At 34.3% G+C, this 25408-nt stretch carries 25 protein-coding genes and 1 pseudogene; 12 read left to right on the forward strand and 14 right to left on the reverse strand.

Annotation, left to right across the window (positions count from 1 at the left end):
• Window positions 1-2 precede the first annotated feature (2 nt).
• From METIN_RS02525 to METIN_RS07715, 3 genes are read right to left on the reverse strand one after another with little or no spacing between them, the layout of a single operon-like run.
• Window positions 3-962, reverse strand: a complete 960-nt coding sequence (locus METIN_RS02525) for a sn-glycerol-1-phosphate dehydrogenase (protein WP_013099923.1) — start codon at window positions 960-962, stop codon at window positions 3-5.
• On the reverse strand, window positions 962-3139 hold the full coding sequence (gene hypF, locus METIN_RS02530; protein ID WP_013099924.1) for a carbamoyltransferase HypF: 2178 nt from the start codon (window positions 3137-3139) through the stop codon (window positions 962-964). The genes METIN_RS02525 and hypF overlap by 1 nt, the downstream gene beginning before the upstream one ends.
• Window positions 3120-3263, reverse strand: a complete 144-nt coding sequence (locus METIN_RS07715; RefSeq protein WP_013099925.1) for a hypothetical protein — start codon at window positions 3261-3263, stop codon at window positions 3120-3122. Before METIN_RS07715 ends, hypF begins: the two co-directional genes overlap by 20 nt.
• 27 nt (window positions 3264-3290) lie before the next feature.
• Between METIN_RS07715 and METIN_RS02535 the strand changes: the two genes are divergently transcribed.
• Both METIN_RS02535 and METIN_RS02540 read left to right on the forward strand, forming a co-directional pair.
• Window positions 3291-3635 (forward strand): thioredoxin family protein, encoded by a 345-nt coding sequence (locus tag METIN_RS02535; RefSeq protein ID WP_013099926.1) that lies wholly within the window; start codon window positions 3291-3293, stop codon window positions 3633-3635.
• Entirely contained in the window at window positions 3571-4278 is a 708-nt protein-coding gene (locus METIN_RS02540) for a cytochrome c biogenesis CcdA family protein (RefSeq protein WP_198002843.1), read from the forward strand. Before METIN_RS02535 ends, METIN_RS02540 begins: the two co-directional genes overlap by 65 nt.
• On the opposite strand, the gene frhB is transcribed toward METIN_RS02540, so the two are convergent.
• The 4 genes and pseudogenes from frhB to frhA all read right to left on the reverse strand — a co-directional run.
• Window positions 4268-5116, reverse strand: coding sequence for a coenzyme F420 hydrogenase subunit beta (gene frhB, locus METIN_RS02545; protein WP_013099928.1), 849 nt, complete (start codon window positions 5114-5116; stop codon window positions 4268-4270). The genes METIN_RS02540 and frhB overlap by 11 nt on opposite strands.
• Before the next feature lie 10 nt (window positions 5117-5126).
• The gene (frhG, locus tag METIN_RS02550; RefSeq protein ID WP_013099929.1) at window positions 5127-5807 is read right to left on the reverse strand and encodes a coenzyme F420 hydrogenase subunit gamma; all 681 of its coding nucleotides are present in this window, start codon (window positions 5805-5807) and stop codon (window positions 5127-5129) included.
• Complete coding sequence (frhD, locus tag METIN_RS02555; RefSeq protein ID WP_013099930.1) at window positions 5801-6289, reverse strand: coenzyme F420-reducing hydrogenase, FrhD protein; 489 nt, start codon at window positions 6287-6289, stop codon at window positions 5801-5803. The genes frhG and frhD overlap by 7 nt, the downstream gene beginning before the upstream one ends.
• Before the next feature lie 103 nt (window positions 6290-6392).
• A pseudogene (gene frhA / locus METIN_RS02560) lies at window positions 6393-7535 on the reverse strand (coenzyme F420 hydrogenase subunit alpha); the annotation flags it as partial.
• 189 nt (window positions 7536-7724) lie between these two features.
• Between frhA and hacA the strand changes: the two are divergent.
• Window positions 7725-8975 carry a homoaconitase large subunit gene (gene hacA, locus METIN_RS02565; protein ID WP_013099932.1) on the forward strand — a complete coding sequence of 417 codons (1251 nt, stop codon included), beginning with the start codon at window positions 7725-7727 and terminating at the stop codon, window positions 8973-8975.
• Between the two features lie 5 nt (window positions 8976-8980).
• Window positions 8981-10552 (forward strand): phosphoglycerate dehydrogenase, encoded by a 1572-nt coding sequence (serA, locus tag METIN_RS02570; protein ID WP_013099933.1) that lies wholly within the window; start codon window positions 8981-8983, stop codon window positions 10550-10552.
• Here serA and METIN_RS02575 read toward each other — a convergent pair.
• Both METIN_RS02575 and METIN_RS02580 read right to left on the reverse strand, forming a co-directional pair.
• Entirely contained in the window at window positions 10547-11389 is an 843-nt protein-coding gene (locus tag METIN_RS02575; protein WP_013099934.1) for a V4R domain-containing protein, read from the reverse strand. The genes serA and METIN_RS02575 overlap by 6 nt on opposite strands.
• Window positions 11390-11469: 80 nt before the next feature.
• The gene (locus tag METIN_RS02580) at window positions 11470-12348 is read right to left on the reverse strand and encodes a triphosphoribosyl-dephospho-CoA synthase (protein WP_013099935.1); all 879 of its coding nucleotides are present in this window, start codon (window positions 12346-12348) and stop codon (window positions 11470-11472) included.
• A gap of 30 nt (window positions 12349-12378) precedes the next feature.
• On the opposite strand from METIN_RS02580, the gene METIN_RS02585 reads away from it, so the two are divergent.
• Window positions 12379-12756: a CBS domain-containing protein gene (locus METIN_RS02585; protein WP_013099936.1), complete on the forward strand. Its 378-nt coding sequence runs from the start codon at window positions 12379-12381 to the stop codon at window positions 12754-12756.
• Here METIN_RS02585 and hisC read toward each other — a convergent pair.
• Window positions 12727-13818, reverse strand: coding sequence for a histidinol-phosphate transaminase (hisC, locus tag METIN_RS02590; protein ID WP_013099937.1), 1092 nt, complete (start codon window positions 13816-13818; stop codon window positions 12727-12729). The genes METIN_RS02585 and hisC overlap by 30 nt on opposite strands.
• Window positions 13819-13974: 156 nt before the next feature.
• Between hisC and METIN_RS02595 the strand changes: the two genes are divergently transcribed.
• Window positions 13975-15459 (forward strand): alkaline phosphatase, encoded by a 1485-nt coding sequence (locus tag METIN_RS02595; protein ID WP_013099938.1) that lies wholly within the window; start codon window positions 13975-13977, stop codon window positions 15457-15459.
• On the opposite strand, the gene METIN_RS02600 is transcribed toward METIN_RS02595, so the two are convergent.
• Both METIN_RS02600 and METIN_RS02605 read right to left on the reverse strand, forming a co-directional pair.
• On the reverse strand, window positions 15445-16104 hold the full coding sequence (locus METIN_RS02600; RefSeq protein ID WP_013099939.1) for a histidinol phosphate phosphatase domain-containing protein: 660 nt from the start codon (window positions 16102-16104) through the stop codon (window positions 15445-15447). The two genes, METIN_RS02595 and METIN_RS02600, sit on opposite strands and share 15 nt — an antisense overlap.
• Entirely contained in the window at window positions 16101-17276 is a 1176-nt protein-coding gene (locus METIN_RS02605) for an oligosaccharide flippase family protein (RefSeq protein WP_013099940.1), read from the reverse strand. Before METIN_RS02605 ends, METIN_RS02600 begins: the two co-directional genes overlap by 4 nt.
• Before the next feature lie 34 nt (window positions 17277-17310).
• On the opposite strand from METIN_RS02605, the gene METIN_RS02610 reads away from it, so the two are divergent.
• From METIN_RS02610 to METIN_RS02635, 6 genes are all read left to right on the forward strand, one after another.
• The gene (locus METIN_RS02610) at window positions 17311-18048 is read left to right on the forward strand and encodes an RlmE family RNA methyltransferase (RefSeq protein WP_013099941.1); all 738 of its coding nucleotides are present in this window, start codon (window positions 17311-17313) and stop codon (window positions 18046-18048) included.
• The gene (locus METIN_RS02615; protein ID WP_013099942.1) at window positions 18030-19130 is read left to right on the forward strand and encodes a hypothetical protein; all 1101 of its coding nucleotides are present in this window, start codon (window positions 18030-18032) and stop codon (window positions 19128-19130) included. Before METIN_RS02610 ends, METIN_RS02615 begins: the two co-directional genes overlap by 19 nt.
• Entirely contained in the window at window positions 19127-20017 is an 891-nt protein-coding gene (locus METIN_RS02620) for a TIGR00269 family protein (RefSeq protein WP_013099943.1), read from the forward strand. Before METIN_RS02615 ends, METIN_RS02620 begins: the two co-directional genes overlap by 4 nt.
• Window positions 20007-21743 (forward strand): OB-fold nucleic acid binding domain-containing protein, encoded by a 1737-nt coding sequence (locus tag METIN_RS02625; protein WP_013099944.1) that lies wholly within the window; start codon window positions 20007-20009, stop codon window positions 21741-21743. Before METIN_RS02620 ends, METIN_RS02625 begins: the two co-directional genes overlap by 11 nt.
• Complete coding sequence (gene glgP / locus METIN_RS02630; protein WP_013099945.1) at window positions 21740-23302, forward strand: alpha-glucan family phosphorylase; 1563 nt, start codon at window positions 21740-21742, stop codon at window positions 23300-23302. Before METIN_RS02625 ends, glgP begins: the two co-directional genes overlap by 4 nt.
• A 61-nt stretch (window positions 23303-23363) precedes the next feature.
• Window positions 23364-23975, forward strand: a complete 612-nt coding sequence (locus tag METIN_RS02635; RefSeq protein ID WP_013099946.1) for a chemotaxis protein CheC — start codon at window positions 23364-23366, stop codon at window positions 23973-23975.
• On the opposite strand, the gene METIN_RS02640 is transcribed toward METIN_RS02635, so the two are convergent.
• Both METIN_RS02640 and METIN_RS02645 read right to left on the reverse strand, forming a co-directional pair.
• On the reverse strand, window positions 23968-24822 hold the full coding sequence (locus METIN_RS02640; protein WP_013099947.1) for a CheR family methyltransferase: 855 nt from the start codon (window positions 24820-24822) through the stop codon (window positions 23968-23970). The genes METIN_RS02635 and METIN_RS02640 overlap by 8 nt on opposite strands.
• A gap of 2 nt (window positions 24823-24824) precedes the next feature.
• Window positions 24825-25406 carry a ZPR1 zinc finger domain-containing protein gene (locus METIN_RS02645; RefSeq protein WP_013099948.1) on the reverse strand — a complete coding sequence of 194 codons (582 nt, stop codon included), beginning with the start codon at window positions 25404-25406 and terminating at the stop codon, window positions 24825-24827.
• Window positions 25407-25408 lie beyond the last annotated feature (2 nt).

Raw genomic sequence — 25408 nt, forward strand, 5'->3', positions numbered from 1 at the left:
ACTTACAAACTTTCTATGAAGTTAAAAACATCTTCTATTTCCTCTTCCCTTAACCCATTCCTTAAAATTGTCCATCTCTTCCTTATTTTTGGAGCTAAGGTTAAAGCTTCCCGTGCTATCTCTCTGTCTATCCCCAAATCTTCAAATGTTATAGGAGCCTTAACCTTTTTTAAGCTTTCTAAGATTTCCTCTAAGTAATTCTCCCTACCCTCTTTTTTATGTAAGTAGGAGATAATTAAAGTTCCAACCCCACACTGTTCTCCATGTAAGCTATTAAAATTATATTTCTCTTTTAGGAGATCAAGGGCATGGGAAAATAAATGCTCTCCACCAGAGGCTGGTCTTGTTGTATTAGCCATAGCTATACAAATCCCACTACCAATTAAAGCTTTAGTTAGCTTACTAACATACTCTTCTAAGTTGGAGTTTAAAATATAATTTATTAGTTCTTTAGCTATAGTCATTGAAAAGATTGCTGAGCCTTCACTAAACTTCTCATTAACCTCTTCCTTAGCCAACTTCCAATCTAAGACAGCTGTAATATTAGAGACTATATCTCCTAAACCAGCCCTTAAAAGTCTTTTTGGAGACTTTTCAATAATGTCTATATCTGCTATAACAGCTATTGGAGCTGTGGCTAAAAAAGAAGGCTTTTTTAAGGCTACAACTGGAGATGATATGCCATCATTTGATGCAGTTGTTGGAACACTTATAACAGGAAGCTTATTTTTGTAGGCAATATATTTAGCTACATCTATAGCCTTTCCTCCTCCTAAGCCTATGATACAGTCATAACCCTTTACTTCAATCTCTTCATCATACAACACTAAGTCATAGTCAAATTTATTATACTTCTTAGTATTCCTCCCAGAAACAACTAAGGGATTTTTTAAATTTAGTTTCTCCAAGACTTCAGGAAGTGAATTAAGAGCTTTCCTTTTAATAATTGTATATCTTGGCATTACAAGCTCCAAAAGTATCCCCCTAATCCTTGACCAAAGCTTATGCCCCCATCACCATTAGGAACCCTACTATGGTAGAGAAACTTTATTTTTTCTTCCTCACATCTCTCCTTAATTCTCTCAACAATAATTTTATTGTATGACACTCCTCCAGTGATTCCAATGGTGTCAGAGAACTTCTTAGCTATTTCAAAGAGGCCATCAGCTAAGTAGATTAGAGAATAGTAAGCTATCTTCTCTATAGGCTCTTTATTTATTAGCATATTGTAGCATTCTTCAACTAAAGGGGTTGTCAATAAAATATTATTCTTTATCTTTGGCTCCACCTCTATATTAAACTCTTTTGCTCTTCCCTCTAACCTTATTGCTGGCTCTCCCTCATAGGTTTTTTCTTGGCATATATCTAACAAAGAGGAGATAGCATCTAAAACCCTTCCTGTTGATGTTGTTATTGGACTATTGATTCTCTTCTTTATTTGCATCTCTAAAATTTTGTTAACCTCAAACTTCTCAAAAACTTCATCTCCAATAGCTTTATATAAAATAGAGAGAAGCATTCTAAAAGGGTACTTTACAGCTAAATCTCCTCCTGGTTGATACTGTTCTTCTAAGTGCCCAACCCTTTTAAACTTACCACTATCAAACTTTAAAATTTCCCCTCCCCAGATCTTTCCATCTAAGCCATAGCCTAAACCATCTAAGGCTAAGATTATACACTCATCAAAATAATTATTGTCTCCTAAGAGACTATAGCCATGGGCAAAGTGATGCTGAACCTTTATTAAAGGAACATTAAACTTTTCTGAAAGCTCTTCAGCTAACTTTGTTGAGTTATAGAGAGGATGGAGATCAGAAACTATAAAGTCTATCTTGTCAGTGTTTGTTAGTTCCATCAACCTCTTAATGGCTTCTTTTAAAAATAAGAAGGTTTCATACTTAGAAGTGTTCCCTATATGCTGAGATAAGTAAAATTTATTTCCCTTAACCAAGCAGACAGTTGAATTTAACTCAGCCCCAACACAGAGGAATGTAAAGTCATTCTTTATCTCAACCTCTATAGGCTCAGGAACATAGCCCCTTGATCTTCTTAAAAAAATGGCTCTTCCAGCTATGTATTTAACAACTGAGTCATCACATCTATTTATTATCCTTCTATTGTGCATTAAATAACCATCAACCTTAAGCTTAACAATCTCCCCCTCATCTATAGCCATTGGCAAGCCTGGAAGGTTTGCTGAAGTAGCTACATAAGCAGGAACTTTGTTAAAGAGTAAATAGTGTAAGCCTGTATATGGTAGCATAACTCCAACAGTGTCTAAGTTGGAGACATACTCAGATAAATAATAATCTTTAGACTTTTTTAAGACAACTATAGGCCTCTCTCTTGATGTTAATAGAATTTCTTCCTCTTTACTAAGAATAGCAAATTTTTTAACTTCTTCAATTAAGCTCATAACAGCAAAGGGCTGAGATGGCCTATTTAATATCTCTCTCAACCTTAAAACAGGCTCATCCCTATCAGCCCTACAGAAGAGATGATAGCCACCAATTCCTTTTATAGCTAAAATCTTTCCTTTTTCTAATAACTTGATAGCTTCTTTTATTGCTTCATCTCCCTCTTTATCATTTAAAAAAACCCTTGGCCCACACTTAGGACAACATGTAGTTTGAGCATGAAACCTTCTATCCCTTGGATCTTCATATTCTTTTAAACACTCTTCACATAATGGAAAGTCTTTCATAGAAGTATTTTCCCTATCAAAGGGCAACTTCTCAGTAATTGTGAATCTTGGCCCACAGTTTATACAAGAGATAAAGGGATATCTATATCTTCTATCCTTCTTATCAAACATCTCCTTTAAGCAGAGATTACAGATAGCTATATCTGGAGGAATAGCACTATTTCCTCCAAAGCCATCACTCTCTAAGATGTAGAAGTCACTGAACTCATTCCCTTCAAAGTCTTCAACAACTATCTTATTAATCTTAGCTAACTCTGGTTTTTTTCTTTCAATGTCTTTAATAAAGCTCTCTATATTGTCTCCAGAGACAACTATCTCAACATAGGTTCCGCAGTTCTTTACATAGCCCTTTAAATTGTAAGACTTAGCCAAGTTGTAAATGAAAGGTCTAAAACCAACTCCTTGAACTATTCCTTCAACTCTTATCCTTTTCATAGCTTAGCAACCTCTTACACTTGGGGCAAATAAACCTCTTACCCACAGCTTTAAATTCATGACCACAACTACATTTAATAGTTTTAACATACTTATTTAAAGTAGTTAGCTCTATCTTTATCATCTATATCCCCTATCAAAGGGTGTGAAAATGAAAAAGTTTTTAATTTTATTTACTATACTTTTACTTTCAGGATGTTTAAATAATAATTCTAATAGCCATAGCTATGAAGCTCCTATTAAAGATGGAATTTTAGTTTTTACAACAGAGTACTGTCACTATTGTAAGATGTTAAAGCCTTACTTGGAGAAGTTGAAGGAAGAAGGTTATAATGTAGTTATTATTGATGCCAATGAGAATAGAGAGTTGGCTGAAAAATTTAATGTTTTTGCTGTGCCAGCAGTCTTTTATATAAAGGATGGTAAGGTTGTTGATAAAACCATTGGCTACAACCCAGAGGAGTTATTTAATAAAGCTAAAAAATACTTTAAGTAATATGGATCTCATCATAATTTTTATCTCTGGAATCCTTTCAGCATTGTCTCCCTGTGTTCTCTCAATCTTACCATTGGCTTTACTGTACATATTTGGAGTATCTAAAGATAAGTATGATTCTCTTCTAAACTCTCTCTTCTTTATCTTAGGCTTCTCCTTTATGTTCAGCCTCTTAGGAATTTTATTTTCAGCCTTTGGCTATTTTGTAAATGTTACAATACTTAAGTATCTTGCTTCACTACTCTCCTCTATTTTTGGACTCTCACTAATTTTAAATTATAACTTCAAGTTATTCTCAGAGGAGAGGGGAAAAGTATATAATAAAATAATCAAAATAGCAAATAGTAAAAAATTAAGTTTTTTAAGCTCTTTTCTCTTTGGCTTATCCTTTTCTTTAGTTGCTAATATTTGCTCAACCCCTATCTTAATCTCAATTCTCTCATATGTAGCTACAAAAAAAGATTTAATTTTTGGGTTCCTTTCTCTCTTTATTTACTCTATTGGCTTCTCTCTACCTATATTTATCTTCTCCATAATAGGTGGGAAAGGAAAAGAGTTTTTAGAGAAGATGAATCCAAAAGTAGTTAATATTATTTCAGGGATAATTTTAATTTTTCTCTCTATCTACATAGTTATAACTTAACTGGAACTGGTAATCCTAACTCTTTTCTATGCTCAATCTCCTTCATGTTCTTCTCTTTCTTGGTTAAAGATAGCTTTTTAACTAAATCTAACCCTGGCTTAACAGTCTCTATAGATTTTATCTCAAAGTAGCCATTCTCTACAGCTTCACTAAATATCTCTTTCCCTTTTACTGTCCTTATGAAGACTGTACTCCAGCCATCTGGAGAACCAACTGATCCAGTTGAGACATCAGCAAGCTCAGCAGTGTAGTCAGTACAGACATGACAGGAGCTTTGCTCATATGGATGAGTTTCTTTTAACTTAACTGTCTTAGTTTCTCCCCATCTTGTATAAACCCAGAACTTACCCTTTCCAATGTCTAACTTAACCACATCCTCCATTTTAACTCCACAGAGCTCTTCAACTATAACCCTTAAACCATTGTATGGGAAGTTCTCCATACAGAAAATTCCTATTAAAAATTCTATATTAACTCCTCTAAACCCTACTGGATATTTCATAGCTTTTCTTACAGCCCTTATTTGGCAAGGAGTTCCAACAACTCCTATTTTTTCACATCCATACTCTCTCGCAGCCTTCTTAATTTCAGCAATGTTTGGGCAAACACTATACTTAGTTCCTGCAGCCTCTATAACCTCTTCAGGAGTTGTAGCCACCTTAGGCTTAGGTAAGAACTCATCTTCCTTATCAGCTACAACCACACCATCCAAAATATTATTTTCTAAGGCATAGATGAAGAGAGTTGAAACTATTCCTCCATCTTGAGCCTTTTTTAAAACCTCTTTTAATGTTGATCTTGCTGAAACAGCTTTTAAATACTTACCAAATGGATCCATTAGTTCCACCTCATTCAATTTCCTCTAAGAGGGATGGATAGAGAATTCTTGGACATTGGAAAGAGCAGAGACCACATTTTATACATAAAACTGGGTCAACTACTGGCCTACCATCTACCATGGTTATAGCCCTTGTTGGACATGAGGCTGAGCAGGTTCCACAGCCCATACAGAGCTCTTTATTAACAACCTTGTAGAGTAGATCGCAACCACAAACCTCTGGCATTTCAGCCAACAACTTGTAAGGTTTTAAATAAGCTTCATCATTGTTTAAGAGGGCTTTTATAAAGCTATATATAGCTTCAGGAGATGGAGGACAGCCAGGGATTGAATAATCTACCTTTATAACTTCAGTTAATGGAGAGAAAGAGCTATTAACTGGCTTAGGTAACTGATTTCCTTTACAGTATCTTGTTAATCCTCCAAAGGCAGCACAGGCTCCAAGGGCTACAACAATCTTAGCCTTCTCTCTAACTTCCTTAGCAACCTCTAAGGCATGATGATCCTCTAAACAAACAGAACCTTCAACTAAGGCTACATCACACTCTTTTATCTCTCTAACATCTATCAAAGTTTGGCAATAAACTAACTCTATACTATTTAAAATCTCTAAAAGCTTCTCATATGTATCAGTTAGAGAGATTAAACAACCACAACAGCTTGATAGCTGAACATGGGCAACCTTTACCATAGGTTATCAACCTCCTTTATTATTAGTTCAACAGCCTTATCAACAGCTTCTTCAACCTCCTTAGATAAGCCAATATATGGCTCTGGAGCTGGGACATACTTAACTTGACAACCAACAACCTTTATTTTAAATCCTTTGTTATGGAGCTTCTTTATTTTCTCAGTTAATGGGATTCCATGGGCATCTAAGCCTAAGCTATCATCTGGCAACTCATCAGGAGTTAATATCTTTATCTCTCCTGGCTTTAGGTTGAAGTCAATGGCATCAACAACAATTATTTTCTTAACTTTGCTATCTTCAACCAGATCCAAGATAGAAGAGGCTCCAGCTCCAGCATCAAGTAAAGCCACTTTCTCTTTTAACTTGTCATTCAGCTTCTCCTTTAACTTCTCAATTACAAAGTAGCCAAAGCCATCATCTCCAAATAAGAGATTTCCACAGCCAATAATTAAGATCTCTTTTTCAAGATATGAGGGGAGCATGAACATCACAAAAAATTTTATTTGCCCAGGGTCCTCCAGGAGGAGGTTCCCCTTGGGCTCCTTATAACTTTTTAACAATTATGTGGGTTGCACATGAAGCTCATATGTCATAGGCTCTTAGGATGACTTCAGCATATTTGTAAGGATAACCTTCTATAGCCTTCTCAACAACTGGGAAGTTCCAAGTTGATGCTGCAGTTATTCTATAAGCCTTAACCTTTCCATCCTTGGAAGTTTCAACCATGTGAACATTTGTTCCTCTTGGAGCTTCATGAACTCCTATTCCAACTCCTTCTTTGTATTCATAGTCAGCTCTTGTTTTTCCATGAATATTTAGCTCATCTAAGATATCAAAGGCTCTATAAACAGCTCCTAAGTTTTCCTGAGCCCTTGCTATGTTTATCTCTAAGGCATTTCCTTTAACCTTGAAGCCCATGAACTTTGAAAGCCTTGCCCTTGGCCCAACTTCAACAGGAACCCCACCATAGAGAGGGATCATAATAGAGGTTGAGGTTCCAACCTCTTTATTGTCATAGTATCTCTGTGGCAAGATCTCAGTGACATCATCCCAGTTTATTGCATATCTATCTCCATAGGTTGTATGTGTAGCCAAGTAGGAGAATTCATGACTACCTAAGTCAGGGATTCCAGTTTCTTCTAAGAAGTTCTCAACTAACTCAACATACTTCTCATATAGAACTTTAGCATCCTTTTCAAACTCTTTTAAGGCATAGTAGATTTTAGACTTAGCTCTTTCAGTTATATTATTTCTCATTCCTCCAATAACTATATTTGGAGGATGTATTCCCTCTCCACCAACAACATCAACTATATACTGTCCAACCTTTCTCATCTTTTGAATAAGCTTTATTAACTCTATTTTTTCCTCTTCACTCTTAACAAAGTCATCTAAGGTTAGTAAGTGATGTAATGGATGAGAGTGCATTCTATTTCCTAAACCTACTAACTCTCTTAATAAAAGCCCATCCTCTGGAACCTCTATTCCCATAGCATGCTCAATAGCTTCACATGAAGCAATTCCATGGGTAGTTTGACAGATTCCACAGATTCTCATCACAGCTATAGGGGCAAATTCTACAGGCTTACCTTTAACAATAGTTTCAAATCCTCTAATTGGAGTAGTGTTTATAAAGTATGCCTTTTTAACTATTTCACCATCCACTTCCAAGATTAACTTAGAGTGTCCCTCATGTCTTGTTGTTGGAGAGATGCAAATACTTTCCATTTTTTCACCTTTTCATTAAAATTAGGCTTTATTTCTAAATTTTAGTGTAATCTCATATATATAAAAAAATCTTACAAAAAAGATGATATAGGCTAATAACTTTATAGATATGCCAAATTTGAGAAAATATTATTAAAAACTAAGAAAATTTTAAAGTTTTTTAAGAAAAAGTATTAAGGTGGTAGAAACATGTCTCTAATTGAAGCTATCATATCTAAAAAAGCTGGTTATGAGGTTACAGCTGGAGAAACCTTGACATTAAAGGCAGATTTAGCTATGACTCATGATGGCTCTACTCCATTAGCTTACAGAGCTTTAAAGGAGATGGGTGCTGAGGTGAAGATTCCTGAGAAGATAGTTATTTGCTTTGATCATACTGTCCCACCAAACACTGTTAAGTCTGCAGAGTTTCAAAAGATAGCTTTAGAGTTTGTTAAAAAATTTAATATTAAAAATTTCCACCCTGGGGGAGAAGGGATTTGCCACCAAATCTTAGCTGAAAATTATGTTCTTCCTAACATGTTTGTGGCTGGTGGAGACTCTCACACTTGCACACATGGAGCCTTTGGAGCCTTTGCCACTGGCTTTGGAGCTACAGATATGGCTTATATTTATGCAACAGGAGAAACTTGGATTAAGGTGCCAGAAACAATAAGGGTTAATATAGTTGGAGAGAATCCAAATATTTCTCCTAAGGATATAATTTTAAGAGTCTGTAAGGAAATTGGGAAAAGGGCTATTTATAAAGCTATTGAGTTTGGTGGAGAGGTTGTTAAAAAGATGGACATGAGTGGAAGGTTAACACTTTGTAACATGGCCATAGAGATGGGAGCTAAGACAGGGGTTATAGAGGCTGATGAGATAACTTTTAACTACCTAAGGGAGGAAAGGGGCTTAAGTGAAGAAAAAATAAATAAATTAAAAAGAGAGGCTATAAAGGTTGAGGAGGGGAATTATATAAAAGAAATTTTTATAGATATTACTGAGATGGAAGAACAGATAGCTCTCCCACATAGCCCTGATAATGTTAAACCTATAAGTGAAGTTGAAGGCTTGGAAATAGATCAAGTCTTTATAGGAAGCTGTACAAATGGAAGAATTGAAGATTTGAGGATAGTGGCTAAGTACTTAAAAGGAAAAAAAGTTCATAAGGATGTAAAGTTAATTATTATTCCAGCTTCAAAAAAAGTTTATTTGAAAGCTTTAAAAGAGGGGTTGATAGAGATATTTATAAAAGCTGGAGCCATGATTTGCCCTCCTGGATGTGGGCCATGCTTAGGAGCCCATCAAGGGGTTTTAGCTGAAGGAGAAGTTTGTTTATCAACATCCAACAGAAACTTTAGGGGAAGAATGGGAGACCCTAACAGCTATATATATTTATGCTCTCCTAAGATAGCTGCTATAAGTGCTGTTAAAGGATATATAACTAATGAAGGGTGAATTTTGTGAAAATTTTAATAACTGACCCAATACATGAAGAGGCTATAAAGATTTTAAAGGAACTTGGAGATGTCGTTGTAGCAACAGATCTTAGTAGGGAAGAGCTCTTAAAAGAAATTGAAGATACGGATATCTTAGTTGTTAGGAGTGGGACTAAAGTTGATAGGGAATTAATAGAGAGGGGTAAAAGATTAAAAATTATTGGAAGGGCTGGAGTTGGAGTTGATAATATAGATGTTGAAGCTGCCACTGAGAGAGGGATTATAGTAGTTAATGCTCCAGATGCTTCATCCATCTCAGTGGCAGAGCTAACCATTGGTTTAATGCTGGCTGCAGCAAGAAATATAGTTCAGGCTAACAACTCAGTGAAGAGAGGAGAGTGGAATAGGAAGAAGTTTAAAGGAATAGAACTTTATGGAAAAACCTTAGGAGTTGTTGGCTTAGGAAGGATAGGGCAACAGGTAGTTAAGAGAGCTAAGGCATTTGGGATGAATATTATAGCCTATGATCCCTATGTCTCTAAGGAATTTGCTGAAAGCTTAGGAGTTAAGTTAGTAGATGACTTAAATAAGCTCTGTGAGCTTTCAGATGTGATAACTTTACATGTTCCTCTAACTCCAAAGACTAAAAATATGATTGGTGAAGAGCAAATAAAGAGGATGAAGGAAGGGGCTATAATAGTTAACTGTGCAAGAGGAGGATTAATAGATGAGAAAGCCCTATATGAAGCTTTAAAAAATAAAAAAATTAGAGCTGCAGCTCTTGATGTCTTTGAAGAGGAGCCACCTAAAAATAACCCTTTATTAGAGCTTGAAAATTTAATCTGTACTCCTCACTTAGGAGCATCTACAGAAGAGGCTCAAAGAGCTGCAGGAACTATAGTAGCTGAGCAAATAAAGAAGATTGTTAATGGAGAGCTTGCTGAAAATATTGTTAATATGCCAAACCTTCCAGCAGAGGTTTTAGGGAAGATAAAGCCTTACATGGTTTTAGCTGAGCTTCTTGGGAATATAGTCATGCAAGTCTTAGATGGCTCAGTGAAGAGGGTTGAAGTTATATACTATGGAAACCTCTCCAAGGAAAACACTGATCTAATAAATAGGGCTTTACTAAAAGGACTTTTATCTCCAATCTTACTGGCTGGAGTTAATTTAGTCAATGCCCCTATATTGGCTAAGAATAGAGGAATAGAATTTATTGAGAGTAAATCTAATGATACAAGATATGGAAATGCTATAAAGGTTGTAGCTGAAGCCAATGGAAAAAGCTTCTCTTTAGTGGGCTCAATATCTAATAATAAGCCAATTATTTTAGAGATAGAAGGTTATGAAGTTAATTTCATCCCTGAGAGTGTTGTATTGATAATTAGACATATAGACAAGCCAGGGATGATAGGGAAGGTTGGAACCATCTTAGGAGAGTATGGGATAAACATAGCTGAGATGCAAGTGGGAAGAAAAGAGCCTGGTGGAGATAGTGTAATGTTAATAAAATTAGATCATAATGTTCCAGAAGAAGTTTTAAAGAAAATAAAGGAGATTGAAAATATAAAAGATGCTGTTGTTGTGAAACTATAAAATTTTTGTTCTAAATTGACAATAACTATGTCCTAAGCCATAACAGTGAGTTTCTACAGTTTCACACTTCCTTTTATAGATATTTGAAGCTGTTCCATTAATAAGCCCTCCCTCAAAGTAGCATAAAGTTCTTCCAATATTTTTATTTATGAAGGAGCAAGTGACACACTCATCAACCCTACTTATAATTTTTTCTCCATCCTCTTTTAAGATCTTTAACTTTCCTACTCCATGAGATTCAAAGAATTCTTTTAATTTTTTGAAGGAGTCTATCTTTAAATATGATGAGATATCATTTCCTAACTGATACATGAGAACATCTATATTAGTATTTTGGTACTTCTTTAGATTTAAAAACCTAAGTATTCTAAACATAAAAGCACTAATTTTTTTATCATTATTTATTAAGTCCTCTAAAGGAAGGTCTTCATAAAGTATATTTTCAGAGAGTAATAGGCATAACTCAGATAGTTTTGGAAGATATCTTTCTAAGATATCAGTACTTTTAAAGTTATTCTCAACAGCTAAAACTAAGTAAAATTCTCCTACTGGATATATAGAGAGGGTGGCACATTTTCCTGAAATATCTATTTTTTTAATATCATTGTTTGTATCTAAAAACATTTTTTCTGCAATTGCTATTATTATAGATAAGTTTGATATTATGTCACAAGATACTGAACTTGGAAATTTATTGATTAGAATTTCCCCATTATTTGTAAGAATCCCACACCCATAGACACCATAAGTTTTTTTAATCTCTTCTAAAATACATTCAATAGAGCAGACGATCCCTTTATTACTTTCTAAATTTAAATATTTTTTGGCTATAGCCATATTTTCACCAATCTAAAACCGTGAAGAATTTAATGAAATTTATCTTTAATTTACTATATTAAACTTTCTATTTATTTACATCATAATATTGTATTACTTTCATTAATTCTTTTAATCAGAAAGAGCATGATAGAAGAGGCAGTTAAATCTGCAGTGGTTCCAGGATTTAATTTATTTCCTTCCAATCTTAAATAATTGTCAAACTCTTTCAACTTTTCTATAGAAAAATCTTTTAAAACTTTCTTAGCCAATTCAGAAACTTTCTTAGCTACATCATAACCTTTCTTTTTAATTATCAGACTGTCAGGATATTTTGAAAGTATAGAAAGAAAAGTTTTAGTTATGGCTAAATTAATATCTCTCTCTTTTTCATAGTAATGTTCTAAGAGCTTACAACCTTCAAAGGAGATGGGGAAAGAGTTAACCCACTCTCCTCCTATTAAGTCATGATCAGCTGAGAATAGGAAAATGTCATATAAATTAATCTTTTTCTCTTCAATTTCCTTTATAGACTCTTCATCCATAACATCTGGTCCTTCCTTAGGCTTGGTTAGATTTGGATTAGCTAACTTAATAGCTTCATATAAGTAAATAGTATCCTTATATGTTGAGTTCTTAGCTATTCTTAATAGCTCTTCCCTCAATAGCTTTTCATCAAATGTTCCTACTTTACTTATGGCTAAAGCTATAGGTAGGTGAAGAAGTATAATTCCCAAATTAGTATTACTTGGGCTCCATTTTCTACTGAGTGAAACAGCCTTCTTTATATAGTATCCAATATTACTTTTATTTATACAAAGCTCATAGACAGCTTCTCCAAAGGCTATCCCTGAGGCTATGAAGTGGTGGTATTTAACATCATCAAAATCTTTATATCTATGGACATTTCCAGGCTTGAAGGCACTAACCTCCAAGCAACAGGCTATCTGTGAAGCTCTCATAATGTCAAATGGATTCATAATTTCACCTAAAAAAGTGAGGGGTTGGCTATGAAAGTGAAAGATGTTATGAAGAAAGAGTTTATAAAGCTATCTCCAAATGACATAGGTGGAGATGTAGCCTATCTCTTTGTTAGTGAGAATTTGTTATATGCTCCTGTTATTGAAGATGATGAGCTTGTTGGTTGGATTACTTCCTTAGATATCTTATCAGGATGTAAGCATTCAAAGGTTGAAGATTTAATGAGATACTTGGATGAGATAAAGATAGTTAAGGAAGATGATGATCTATTAGAAGTGACTGAAGAGATGATCAAAAATAAAGATATAGCCTATCCTGTGGTTGATGAAAATAATAAAGTTGTTGGAGTAATAGATGTTTTCTCAATACTTAAGGTTTTATCTAAAAATATCTCTCAAGATATCTAAGAACTCTTTTATTTCTTCAAAGGTTCCTATGGAGATTCTAACATAGTTCTCCCCTAACCCATCAAAGGATGAGCAGTCTCTAACTATAACTCCTCTCTTTAAAAGCTCTTCACAGAACTCTTTTGAAGACATTGTTTTTAGCTCAACTAAAACATAGTTTGCCTCAGAGGGATAAACTTTAAGCTCTTCAAATTCTTTTAATCCTTTATAGAGAAGCTCCCTACTTTTTATCCCATCTTTCACACACTTATTAAAGAACTCTTTGTCTCTTAAGGCCTCTATAGCTGCTACTTGGCTAAGTCTTGTTAAGCTAAAGGCTGGCTTAACTCTAAGCATATAGTTTATAATTTCTTCATTGGCTACTCCATAACCCACTCTTAAGCCAGCTAAGCCAAACACCTTAGAGAAGGTTCTTAAAATTAAAATATTGTTATATTTTTCTATCTTTCTTGTCCAATCTCCTCTACTACTGTATTCAATATAAGCATGATCAATAACTACTAAAGCCTCTGTACTCTCAACTATCTCCTTTATAGCTTCATCATCTATTAAGTTTCCAGTTGGATTATTTGGAGAGCATAAAAAAATTAATTTTGTTTTCTCACTAATATTTTCTAAGACACTATCAACATCTAACTTAAACTCTCTCTCCTTATCAAACTTCCCAAACCTTATTTTAGCTCCATAAATTTGAGCTAAAACCCTATACTGAGTAAAGGTAGGGATTGGAATAATAACTTCATCTCCCTTATCTACAAAGGTTTTAAATAGAATGTCTAAGACTTCATCAGCTCCATCCCCACCAACAATAATATTTTCTTTAGAAACTCCTAAGAAGTTTTCCAACTCCTCTAACAACTCTTCATTTATGGGCTCAGGATACTCATGAATCCTATCAAGCTCTTTAATAATTCTTTCTTTAACTTTTGGAGAAGCCCCCCAAGGGTTTTCATTTGACCCTAACTTAATTATTCTCTTAACTCCATATCTCTTTATAATTTCTTCTTTAGACTTCCCAGGAACATAGGGCTTTAATTTTTTCACTTCCTCTCTAACTTTCATCTTTTCACTACCTCTGTTTAATTTTATTCTTGAAACAATTTAAAGCACTATTTATACTTACTTAGTTCATAAAATATGAAATAAAGTTTAACATTTAGAAAATTTTATATAATTCTTATGAAATTAATTAGTTTAGAAAAATATTGAGGTGAAGTTATGAAGAAATTCTTAGCTATACTTTTAATATCTCTTCTCTTAGCATCAGGTTTAAGTTTCGCTCTCTCAAATAAGCCAATAGAAGGAAGGGCTAAGAATGTTATAGTCTTAATTGGAGATGGAATGGGAATTTCCCAAGTTTATATAACTAAGCTCTGCTATGGACATTTAGCAATGGAAGACTTTCCATATTCTGGCTATGAGATGACTAATTCTTTAAGTGGTGAAGTTACTGATTCAGCTGCAGCTGGGACAGCTATAGCAACTGGATTTAAGACCTACAATAAGATTATCTCACAGGTTAAGAATAATGGGAAATATTACAATGTAACAACTCTCTTAGAGTTGGCTAAGAAATTAGACAAAGCTACAGGATTGGTTACAACTACAAGAATAACACATGCTACTCCAGCAGTGTTTGGAGCTCATGTTGAAAATAGAGATATGGAAAAAGAAATAGCTAAGCAATACTTGGAGAAAAAAATTAATGTCCTTTTAGGTGGAGGAAAAGAGGAATTTTCTAATGAGTTGTTGGAGAAATATAAAGAAGAAGGTTATGAAATAGTTTATAATAAAGATCAGCTGGAAAAGGCTAACAGCAAATACTTGTTAGGACTATTTTCAGATAGCCATATTCCTTATGTTTTAGATAGAAATGAAGATGTACCAAGCTTGTTAGACATGACTAAAAAGGCTATAGAGATATTGGAGAAAAATCCTAATGGTTTCTTCTTAATGGTTGAAGGTGGAAGAATAGATCATGCATGTCATGGAAATGACATAGCTTCAGTGGTAGCTGAAACTAAGGAGTTTGATGATGTTGTCAGATACTGCTTAAACTATGCCAAAAAGAGAGGAGATACTTTAGTTATTGTCTTAGCTGACCATGAAACTGGGGGCTTAGGTTTAGGATTAAACTATGGAGACTCTATAGATGAGGACAAAATTTTAAATATCAAGGCTTCAGCCTATAGAATGGCTAAGCTTATTAAAGAAGGAGCAGATCCTAAGACAGTTTTAAAGACTTATGCCAATATAGAGCTAAATAAAGATGAATTACAAAAAATTGATGAGGCTTTAAAATCAACTAATAAGTATGCACTCTCAAATACCATAGCTGAGATTATTGATGAGAGAGTAGGGGTTAAATTTATCTCCCATAAGCATACAGCTGTTCCTGTCCCACTCTTAGCCTATGGTCCAGGAGCAGAGGACTTTATGGGCTTCCATCACCATGTAGATACAAGTAAGTTAGTGGCTAAAGATATGCTATTTAGAGGAGACTATGCTGTCTCTATAAAAGGAATTACCCATGTTAAAGGAGATGCAAATGGAGACTTTAAAGTAGATAAGGAAGATGCTTATATAACCTTATTATACTATGTAGGAAACTTTGCAAACACTGATCAGGAAAAATTATTAGATATGGACAACAATGGAGTTATTGACTACAATGATGTCTACCTCATCTTAGAGCAATCCTAACCTCTTTAATAACTCTTTTGGATACTCTTTTAAAGCTTTTTCAGCCTCTTTTTCTGTCATCCCACAGCCTAAGCAAACTTTTTTAGCAAACTCAAAGTTTATTATGTCTTTAGGGCTATGGGTGTCTGTATTAACAACCATTGGAATTTTATACTCTCTCCCTATCTTTAGAGTTAAGCCATTGGTTAAGCTATGTCCTCTCCTTGAAGTAATTTCAAGGAAGATATTATTCTCTTTTAGGTTTTCAGCTGTCTCTTTATCAATAATTCCTGGATGGGCTAAGATATCAACATCCTCTGACATTGAGGCATAGTAATTAGTCCCCTCCTCAACTGGCTCAACTATGGTTTCTCCATGAACCACTACAATCTCAGCTCCACAGTCTTTAGCTTTCCTTGCAAGTTTAGGAATAGCCTTAGGAGGAACATGAGTAAGTTCAACTCCAGCAATAATTTTTATGTCTAAATATTTCTCAATCTCCTTAGAGAGGAGAGCTTTCTCTATCAACTCTTTATAGTTAGAGAAGTCTCCATGATCAGTTATAGCTATAACCTTATGCCCTAAAACCTTAGCCCTCCTTGCAAGCTCTGAAGGGATTAGTTCCCCATCACTGTAAACTGTATGCATGTGAAAATCATATCTCATCTTCTCACAACCATAAGAGCTATAATTAATATTGAGAGAGAGGCCAATAGTGTGGCTAAGCTACCTCCAACTATCCCATAGAGCTTAATCAATATAATATTTAATATTGTATTTATGAGGATGCCAAGAACAATGATATAAAAGGAGAGCTTAGCCCTATTAACACCTTGAAGATAGGAAGAGATAATATTAAAGTAACTCATGAAAAGAGAGGAGAGAAGAAGAATTTTTAAGCAAATTTCTCCTTCTAAAGTTTTAGCATGAAAGAAGAACTCTAAAAAAAATCCTGGGAAGAGAAAAATAGGGAGTAAGATAAAAGAAGAGAAGAGAGTATTTAAAATTAAAGCTTTTTTTAATAAATTTTTATCTTTACTCTTGGCTATTTTTGGGAGTAAAGGGATTGAGATGGAAGAGGAGATCATATAGACTCCCCTTGATATTAGGGAGGAGTAGCCATAGATACCACTGAAATAACTGCCAAGGAAGGACATAATAATAATATTGTCAAGATCTCCAAAGAGCCTGTAAGAGGCTGAGGTTAAAGAGATTGGGATAGCATACTTAACTATAGAAAAATTTATCCTTATCTTTCTCTCAAATTTCATAATCCTTAATATATAAAAGAAGAAAAGAATTCCTGTAACCAAGGAGGCTAAAGTTAAAGATAAGAAAGAGCCTAAAAGTCCTAAGGAGATAAGAAATAATAAAAATAAAATCTTTAAAGTACTCTCTGTAAGCCAGGTTAGGCTTAACTCCTTTATCCTTAAAAGTCCTTGTAAAATGCCCCTACAGAAGGCTATAATTGAGGAGACAAAAATTGAAATTCCAAGGATTAAGTAGATAGAGTTATCAATCTCTAAGTAACCTCCACCTAATAGATACTTAATATTAATCATTACTATAAAGCCAAAGATTGATAGGAAAAGCATGAGAAATAAGATCCCTAAATAATTTCCTAAATCCTTCTCTTTATCTTCAGCTAAGAACTTGGCTATAGATGGAGGAATTCCTGAAGTAAAAAAAATTGTTAGAGTGTCTAAAATTGGAAGTAAAGCTCTTAAAATTCCAAAGGATGAGGTTCCTAAAAATATGGCTGTTAGGTAATAAAAAAGATATGCCATGAACTTGCTATATATATTTGACATGAGAATATATAAGCTATCTTTTATCAAAGAGCTTCACCTAAAAAATTTTTTGTGATCATAGATGGGAAGAAAAGACAAAAACTGGATAATGAAGAGGAAGAGAGATCCTTACTATAGGTTGGCTAAAAAGTTAAAGTATAGGTCAAGAGCTTACTTTAAACTTTTACAAATCAATGAGAAGTTCCATTTTTTAAAGCCTAAACAAGCTGTCTTAGACCTTGGCTGTGCTCCTGGAGGATGGATGGAAGCTGCTAAGGAGATTGTTGGAGATCAGGGGTTGATAGTTGGAATTGATTTACAAAAAGTAAAGCCATTTAAGGATAAAAATCTTATCCCTATCCAAGGAGATTTTACAAAGGAGAGGAATTTAAAAAAAATTAAAGAGATCTTAAGAGAGAGAGGAAGGGAGAAGTTTGATGTTGTTATAAGTGATGCTTCCCCTAACATAAGTGGCCACTGGGCTGTTGACCATGCAAGATCTGTAGAGTTGGTTAAGACAGCTTTACAGATAGCCACCGAAATGTTAAGAAAAGATGGCCACTTTGTGGCAAAGGTGTTCTATGGAGATATGGTTGATGAGCTAAAAAATTTAGCTAAAAAGTATTTTGATAAAGTTTATTTAACAAAGCCAAGAGCCTCAAGGAAGGAGAGTTCTGAAATTTATTTAATAGCTAAGAGATTTAAAGGAAAGTCTTGGGAGGAAGAAGATAGAATTGAGAGAGATATTAAGAAAGAGGAAGATGAAGAGCTATTAATTAAAAAAATAAAAAGGATGAAAGAATGTTCAAATATGCAATAATTGGCTCTGGAGTTTCAGCTTCAACAGTGGCTAAGGAGTTAAATGATGATAATGTAATTGTGATTGAGAAAGGGGACAAAGTGGTTTATCAAAATGAAGGAAAGAATGTTGAAGTTATCCACACAAAGGGATTAGGAGGCTCTTCCATCTTCTCCCTTGGAAATGCTGTAATATTAAAAAAAATTGAGGGATATAAAATAAAGAGAGACCTCTATAAGGAGATTTGGGAGGAGTTAAATATAAAGGAGCCAAGTGAAGAGTTTCTTTCAGAGTTTGATAACTTCCTATTAGATAGAGGATTTAAAAAGATGAGTAAATTTATAGACTTTGACAAGTGTAACAAGTGTGGCCTATGCTCAAGGAAGCCATGTGAGGCTAAGTGGACACCAATAAATTACTTAAAGGAGAGTAGGGCTAAGATAGTGAAGAATTTTGAAGTAAAGGAAATTGTGAGAGAAAAAGATCACTTTATTATAGAAGGGGATTATAAAATTAGGGCTGAGAAGGTTATAGTTTCAGCTGGAGCCATAGGAACTGCAAGGCTCTTTTTAGATAAAGATGAAAGAGTAGGAAAGAATTTATTTGTAGACACTTTTGTTACAGTTGGAGGGATCTTAAAAGATTCTCATCTTAATAAACATCTCTCTATGTTGGTTTATAAAGACTATGGTAACTTTATTTTATCTCCTCACTACTCAAAGCTAATTTATGGAGAGATTAAAAAAGAGAGAGATGTAGAAGAGAAGGACATAGTTGGAATTATGGTTAAAATAAAGGATGAAAATGATGGAATAGTTTTAAAGGATAGTGTAAAGAAGGAGATAAGTAGAGAAGACTTAAAAATTTTGGGGAGAGGGATAAGTAAGGCTTCAAAGTTTCTCTATGACTTAGGGGTTGAAGAGCTCTACATCACAAGAGCAAGAGGCTCACATCCTGGGGGGACATTAAGCTTTATTAAAGACTTTTCCTTAGAGGAAGATTTATATGTCTGTGACTCTTCTCTCTTTAAGGATAGTCTTGGAAAGCCTCCAATAGTTTCATTAATAGCCTTAGCTAAGACCTTTGTTAGGGAATACTTATGAAGTGTAAGTGTGGGAATGAAGGAATATATTATCAAGCATATTCAAATAAATATTTATGTGAAAACTGTTTTAAGGAGGAGGTTGAGAGAAGAGTAAAGAAAGTAGTAAAGCCCTATATGAAGAGAGGAGTGAAAATAAATATAGGGATTAGTGGAGGGAAGGATAGCTTAGTTATGGCTCACATTTTAAATAAACTATCTTACCCTGAGGTTAAGTTAAGATGTATTTTTATACATGAAGGTATTGAAGGATTTAGAGATAAAGCTTTAAGAGTAGTTAAGAAGTTCTGTGAAAAGGAAGGGTTGGAGTTAAAGGTTATCTATCTGAAAGAAGAGTTTAACTATACTTTAGATGAGATGATCACTTTATTAAAAGAATATAAGCCCTGCTCAATCTGTGCTGTTTTTAGAAGATACTTGTTGAATAAGTATAGTAAAGACTCTGACTACTTAGCCATAGGACATAACTTAGATGACCATGCTCAAACTATTCTAATGAACTATATTGAGGGGAATATAAAAAATATTATTTACTTTGGTAAAGATGCTGAAGGTTTTGTTAAGAGAATAAAGCCACTAAAGTATGTTCCTGAGGAAGAGGTTAAGTTTTATGCTGACCTTGTAAAATTAGAGTATCAAAAAGAGCCTTGTCCTTACTCTTCTCTATCCTATAGGCATAAGATGAAAGAAATTATTAAACTGTTGGAGAAGATGAAGCCAGGAGTTAGGTTTAGTATAGTTAGAGGCTATGAGAAATTAATTAAATTGATAAACTATGAGGAAAAAATTAATAGATGTAAAAAATGTAACTATCCTTGCTCTGGAGAGTTATGTAAAGTTTGCCAATATTTAGAATTAATTAAAGAGAGGATGAAAAATGAACTATGAATATGTTAAAAAAATCTTATCTAAGAAGTTGAATTTAACTGAGGATGAGATTGAAGAGAGAGTTAAGGGGTTAATAAATGAGTATGGGGGAATTATAACCAAGGAAGCTGCCATTTTAATGCTTGCTAAGGAGGAAGGGATAGATATTGAGGAAGAGCCAGAGGAAGAGTTTAAAATTAAAGATCTTGAAGATGGAATGATAGTGAGTATAAAGGGAAAGGTTTATGATGTTAGGGAGAGCTCAACAGAGAGTCAGAGGGTTATAAACTTAGTTATTGGAGATGAAACTGGCTATGTCCCTGTAACACTTTGGAACATTAATATAGAGTTGGAAGAAGGAGATATTATAGAGCTAAAGAAGGTTAGGGTTAAGAGGAAAAAGAGATTATCCTTAGTTTCCACTGATGAAACAGAGGTTATTAAGCTTGGAAAGGAAGAGGTTGAAACTAAGAAAATCAAAGACTTAAATATTGGAGACTTTGCAATTATTGAAGGCTCTGTCTTCTCTTCCCTACCCATAAAGAGATTTGAAAAGGGAAAGTTCAGATCTTTCATTTTGTCTGATGGAGAAGACAGTATAAGAGTTGTTTTATGGCACGACCTTGCTGACACTGAGATAAGGGTTGGAGACCTTGTTAGAGTTAAAGGTTGGATAGTCCCTAATTATTATAATCCTAACCAACTTGAATGTAGTGCTACAAATATAGAGATCTTAGAAAGAGCAGATGGAGAGATTGAAGTAGTCCCTATTGAAGATTTAAAATATAGAGATGAAGGAGAGAGGGTTTCAATAAGAGGAAAAGTTTTAGCTAAGAGCTTAAAGAGAACTGTTGAGCTTGAAAAACCTATTAAAGTACAAGATTTGATAGTTGAAGATGAAACAGGAAGGGTTAAAATAACCTTTTGGGGGATGGGCTGTAGTCACTTAGATAATGTAAGTGAGGGAGATATAGTTTTAATAAAGAACTGTAAGGTTAAAAAATATGTTGGGATGGATGGAGAGGAAGTGATAAGCTTAAATGCTGGAATAGATAGTGAAGTGATCATAGAGAAAAAGGGAGAAGTTAAATTCAACAAAATAAAGGAGATACTTGAAGAAAACTTAGATATTGCCAATGTCTTTGGAGTGGTTACAGATGTGAAGGATAATATTGTTGAGGTTGATGGAGTTAAGAAGAGGGTTAAAAATGTTATTATAGATGATGGAACCCCTATAAGGTTAACCCTCTGGGAGGAAGCTGCTAACATAGAGCTGGAGGAAGGGGATGTTATTAAGGTTTATAATGCAAGTGTTAAAAAGAATGAGCTGGTTTTAACAAGATATGGGAGGATAGAGAAGGTTAGATTTTACAATAAGAAGTTCATCATTGAGCTCATAGAGGATGAGTTATCAGAGGTTAGGGGAACAATAGTTAAGAAAGAAGAGGATGAAATTGAGCTTTGTCCAATTTGTAGGAGAAGAGTTATAAATGGAGAATGCCCAAACTGTGGAATAGTTGAAGCTGAGAAGGTTAAGCTCTTAAGAGTTATGTTAGATGATGGCACTGGAGTCTTAGAATGTAGAGCCTATGGAAAGAGAGCTGAGAAGTTAAATAGAGAGTTAGGAGATGAAATAGTGATCTATGGAATACTAAAGAATAAAATATTTAATGTTAAAGCTATAAAGAGATTTGATATAAATAGGGAGATAGAGTACTTAAAGAAAGTCTTAGAGGAAGAAAGATGAAGAAGACAGCCTATTTTTGTATGGAGTTTGCTATAGATCAGGCTCTAAAAACCTATGCTGGAGGGCTTGGCTTCCTTGCAGGCTCACACTTTAGAGCAGCTAAGAGGTTAAATCAGCCCTTGGTTGGAGTCTCCATACTATGGAGCTATGGTTATTATGACCAAGTTAGAGATGTCAATGGAGATATGGAAGTGAAGTACATAAGAAAATATTATGAGTTCTTAGAAGACTTAAACTTCAAATTTTCCATTAAAATAAATAATAGGGATGTTTGGGTTAAGGTTTATAAGTTAGAGGAAGATGTCTTTAACACTTGCCCAATCTATTTTTTAACCACTGACATCCCTGAAAATGATGACTTTGGAAGGGAAATTAGTTATAGGTTGTATGATGCCAACAATCTTTTACATGTGGCTCAAGAGATTCTCTTAGGGAAGGGAGGTTACATAGCTATAAAAGAGCTTGAGAAAGATGTTGAATTATTCCACATGAATGAGCCCCACTCTCTACCATTGGTTTTTAAGATGCTCTCTGAGCATAACTTAAGCTATGTTAAAGAGCATGTAGTTTTCACTACTCACACCCCTCTACCAGAGGGAAATGAGGTTCAAGATCTAAACTTCTTAAATTCAATGAACTTCTTTGAAGATGTTAGCTTAGAGGTTGCTAAAAAACTTGGTGGTGAGCCCTTTAACTATACTGCCTGTGCTTTAAGGGTTAGTAAAAAAGCTAATGCAGTGTCTAAGAGGCATAGGGAAGTTTGTGAAGAGATGTGGAGAGGTTTAAAGGATAGGTGTGAAATTATGGCTATAACAAATGCTCAAGATAGGCATTATTGGCAAGATTCTATAATAAAGGAGGCTGCTGAGAAGTATGATATAGATCTATTAAGGGAGAGAAAGTTAGAGCTTAAAGAGATCTTATTTGAAGAAGTTGCTGATCAGACAGGAAAGATTTTTAAAAAGAATAGGCTAACAGTGGTTTGGGCAAGAAGATTTGTTCCCTATAAAAGGCCATACATCTTACTATATGATGAGAGGAAGCTTAGGGAATTAATAAAGAAAAAGAAAATTCAAGTAATATGGGCAGGTAAGCCACATCCAGCAGATAGTAAGATGATAGCAACCTTCAACTATATAGTTTCAAAAACAAGAAGCCTTAAAGGAGCTGCTATCTTAACTGGATATGAGTTAAAGTTAAGTAAGATGTTAAAGCAAGGCTCAGATATATGGCTCAACACTCCTAAGTTAAAGCATGAAGCCTCTGGAACTTCAGGAATGACTGCTTCAATGAATGCCTCTATTCACATGAGCACCTTAGATGGCTGGCATGTAGAATGGGCTAAGATGTATCCAGATGATAGCTTCACCATAGGAGATGGAGTTAGGGATGATGATGAATATGTTGCTAACTGTATCTACTCTCTACTCTCAGATGTCTCTGATCTCTATGACACTGAAGCTTGGTGGATCAAGGCTTGTAACTGTGTAAATCATATAGTTGAATACTTTGATGCTGAGAGGATGGCTAAAGAATATGCTGAGAAATTATATAAATAATAATTTTCACTAAAAATTATAATTAGAAAAGTTGAAGGGGGGCTTGTTAAGGGGGATTGTCATGAGTCTATTAAAGCCAATTTTCAAGCTTATTGAGATATCTAAAGAAGCTGTTTCTAATATGGAAGGTGCCTTTTCTGAGCTAACTGGGGAAAATGTAAATATCTTCTTTTTAGGGTTAAGATTTGCTTTAATTGATTTTGTCCCTGAACAGTTTGGAGAGGAATTTTATAAATCTGTTAGAATAGACTTTAATGGAGCCTTGTCTGGGAAGAGTTTAATTTTAATCCCAGAAAAAGATGCTGTGAAGTTAGAAAAGCTTTTATTAGTTGATATTTTATGGGATAGCTTAGTTCATAAATCTGATCTTCCAGATTATGAAGAGCTGGAAAGCTCTTTAATTGGAGAGGTAGGAAATATAGTAGTATCAGCATTTTTAAATGTCTTTGCAAATAAATTAAAAGATGAGATTAACATAACTCCACCTGAGTTTATTAAGGATGTAGGATTTTCAATAGTTGAGAGTGTAATAGCTGAAATTTCTGAAAAAAGTGATGTAGTTATGCTATTTGACATAAAAGTAGAGATAATAGGAAAATTCCCAATAAAATGTTATTTATTAATTTTAATAGACCCAGACTCACTATCTAAGTTAGACAAGCTCTTTACTTAGCATCAACTGGCTTCTGATAAATTCTCTCTCTTGCATTGTAAGTTTTAAATAATTTTTTAGCTTCTCCATGTAAGATTTCAGTTTTTCCTAAGACTAAAAAGCCTCCAGGGTTTAGAGCTTCATAGAACTTTAAAAATATTTGCTCTTGAACCTTTTTATCAAAGTATATAATAACATTTCTACATAGAACCATGTCCATATCTTTTAAAGGTGGATCCTTAATTAAGTCATGATATTGAAACTTAACATACTTCTTAACTATTGGCTTTATCATGTATTCCTCTTCATTGAGCTTAGTAAAGTACTTCTCTATAATATTTGGAGGCAAATTTTTCAATTGTTTTATGTGATAAACTCCTCTTCTTGCTTTATTTAAAACTTCCTTATCTATATCTGTTCCTATGATAGTAACATTTAATAGCTTCCTTTTATATTTCTCCATAGCTTCATTCACTATAATAGCTATTCCATATGGTTCCTCTCCAGAAGAACAACCAGCACTCCAAATTCTTATTTTTCTTCTTGTTCTGTCAGAAACCCATCCCTCTATAATCTTCTGAATTTCCTTATAAACAGTTATATCTCTCCAGAACTCTGTAACATTAACTGTTAAAGTCTCTGCAAGTTCCTCATGCTCCTCTTTATGAGTTCTTAAATATTCATAATACTCTTTTAGTGAGTTACACTTAGTAGCCTTTAACCTAACCCTCAACCTTCTTAAGATATAGTTAGGCTTATATTGACTAACATCTATCTTTAGCACATTTTTTATAAAATCAACAATCCTTTTATAATACAATTTTTCAGTTGGATCTAACTTTTCAGGGGAATCTACAAGAGTAACCATATTTATTTCTCCTCCTTTTTCTTTTCAAATATTAAAATGTCTCCTCTCAATTTTTTAGCCTCTTCCTCATCTAAGATCTCTTCCTCTACACCCTCTCCAATAATAGCACTGTGTCCAAGGGGATCTGTTAACACTAATGTAACTTCTTCCTCCCCTTTCTTAACCTTCTCTATCCTTTCCCTTAACTTTTCAGCCTTCTCCTTCTGTTCTTCAGTTTCAGCCCATCTTATAAGAGTTTGTAAGATGTTATCAACTCTATCTAAAACTCCTTCAACATTACTAACAAAGCCCTCAGCTAATGGGCCAGGAGTTATTTCTACCCCAAGCTCAGGGATTTCAATATAACCAGTTGAGCTTCTTATAACTCTCTTACATAGATCTTTTTCTCCCTTAACCTTTAACTTATATCTTGAAGGTTCCCTCACTTCTAAGGGAAAGATGTCACATCTTCTAAATCCACAGTTTTCACAAATCATAGTGGTTTCTAAAACCTCTCCAAAGTAAGGGATATTTATTTTATTATTTATGACTTTTAAAGTTCCTTTCCCTTTACAAACAGGGCAGTCAAGTCTTGACTCTTCCATAG

Source organism: Methanocaldococcus infernus ME, assembly GCF_000092305.1.
Taxonomy (GTDB): domain Archaea; phylum AGJL01; class Methanococci; order Methanococcales; family Methanocaldococcaceae; genus Methanocaldococcus; species Methanocaldococcus infernus.

Coding starts and splice junctions, on each gene's coding strand:
- METIN_RS02525 (WP_013099923.1), bottom strand. CDS start 962: ATGCCAAGATATACAATTATTAAAAGGAAAGCTCTTAATTCACTTCCT.
- hypF (WP_013099924.1), bottom strand. CDS start 3,139: ATGAAAAGGATAAGAGTTGAAGGAATAGTTCAAGGAGTTGGTTTTAGA.
- METIN_RS07715 (WP_013099925.1), bottom strand. CDS start 3,263: ATGATAAAGATAGAGCTAACTACTTTAAATAAGTATGTTAAAACTATT.
- METIN_RS02535 (WP_013099926.1), top strand. CDS start 3,291: ATGAAAAAGTTTTTAATTTTATTTACTATACTTTTACTTTCAGGATGT.
- frhB (WP_013099928.1), bottom strand. CDS start 5,116: ATGGATCCATTTGGTAAGTATTTAAAAGCTGTTTCAGCAAGATCAACA.
- frhG (WP_013099929.1), bottom strand. CDS start 5,807: ATGGTAAAGGTTGCCCATGTTCAGCTATCAAGCTGTTGTGGTTGTTTA.
- frhD (WP_013099930.1), bottom strand. CDS start 6,289: ATGCTCCCCTCATATCTTGAAAAAGAGATCTTAATTATTGGCTGTGGA.
- hacA (WP_013099932.1), top strand. CDS start 7,725: ATGTCTCTAATTGAAGCTATCATATCTAAAAAAGCTGGTTATGAGGTT.
- METIN_RS02575 (WP_013099934.1), bottom strand. CDS start 11,389: ATGGCTATAGCCAAAAAATATTTAAATTTAGAAAGTAATAAAGGGATC.
- METIN_RS02580 (WP_013099935.1), bottom strand. CDS start 12,348: ATGAATCCATTTGACATTATGAGAGCTTCACAGATAGCCTGTTGCTTG.
- METIN_RS02585 (WP_013099936.1), top strand. CDS start 12,379: ATGAAAGTGAAAGATGTTATGAAGAAAGAGTTTATAAAGCTATCTCCA.
- hisC (WP_013099937.1), bottom strand. CDS start 13,818: ATGAAAGTTAGAGAGGAAGTGAAAAAATTAAAGCCCTATGTTCCTGGG.
- METIN_RS02595 (WP_013099938.1), top strand. CDS start 13,975: ATGAAGAAATTCTTAGCTATACTTTTAATATCTCTTCTCTTAGCATCA.
- METIN_RS02600 (WP_013099939.1), bottom strand. CDS start 16,104: ATGAGATATGATTTTCACATGCATACAGTTTACAGTGATGGGGAACTA.
- METIN_RS02610 (WP_013099941.1), top strand. CDS start 17,311: ATGGGAAGAAAAGACAAAAACTGGATAATGAAGAGGAAGAGAGATCCT.
- METIN_RS02615 (WP_013099942.1), top strand. CDS start 18,030: ATGTTCAAATATGCAATAATTGGCTCTGGAGTTTCAGCTTCAACAGTG.
- METIN_RS02620 (WP_013099943.1), top strand. CDS start 19,127: ATGAAGTGTAAGTGTGGGAATGAAGGAATATATTATCAAGCATATTCA.
- METIN_RS02625 (WP_013099944.1), top strand. CDS start 20,007: ATGAACTATGAATATGTTAAAAAAATCTTATCTAAGAAGTTGAATTTA.
- glgP (WP_013099945.1), top strand. CDS start 21,740: ATGAAGAAGACAGCCTATTTTTGTATGGAGTTTGCTATAGATCAGGCT.
- METIN_RS02635 (WP_013099946.1), top strand. CDS start 23,364: ATGAGTCTATTAAAGCCAATTTTCAAGCTTATTGAGATATCTAAAGAA.
- METIN_RS02640 (WP_013099947.1), bottom strand. CDS start 24,822: ATGGTTACTCTTGTAGATTCCCCTGAAAAGTTAGATCCAACTGAAAAA.
- METIN_RS02645 (WP_013099948.1), bottom strand. CDS start 25,406: ATGGAAGAGTCAAGACTTGACTGCCCTGTTTGTAAAGGGAAAGGAACT.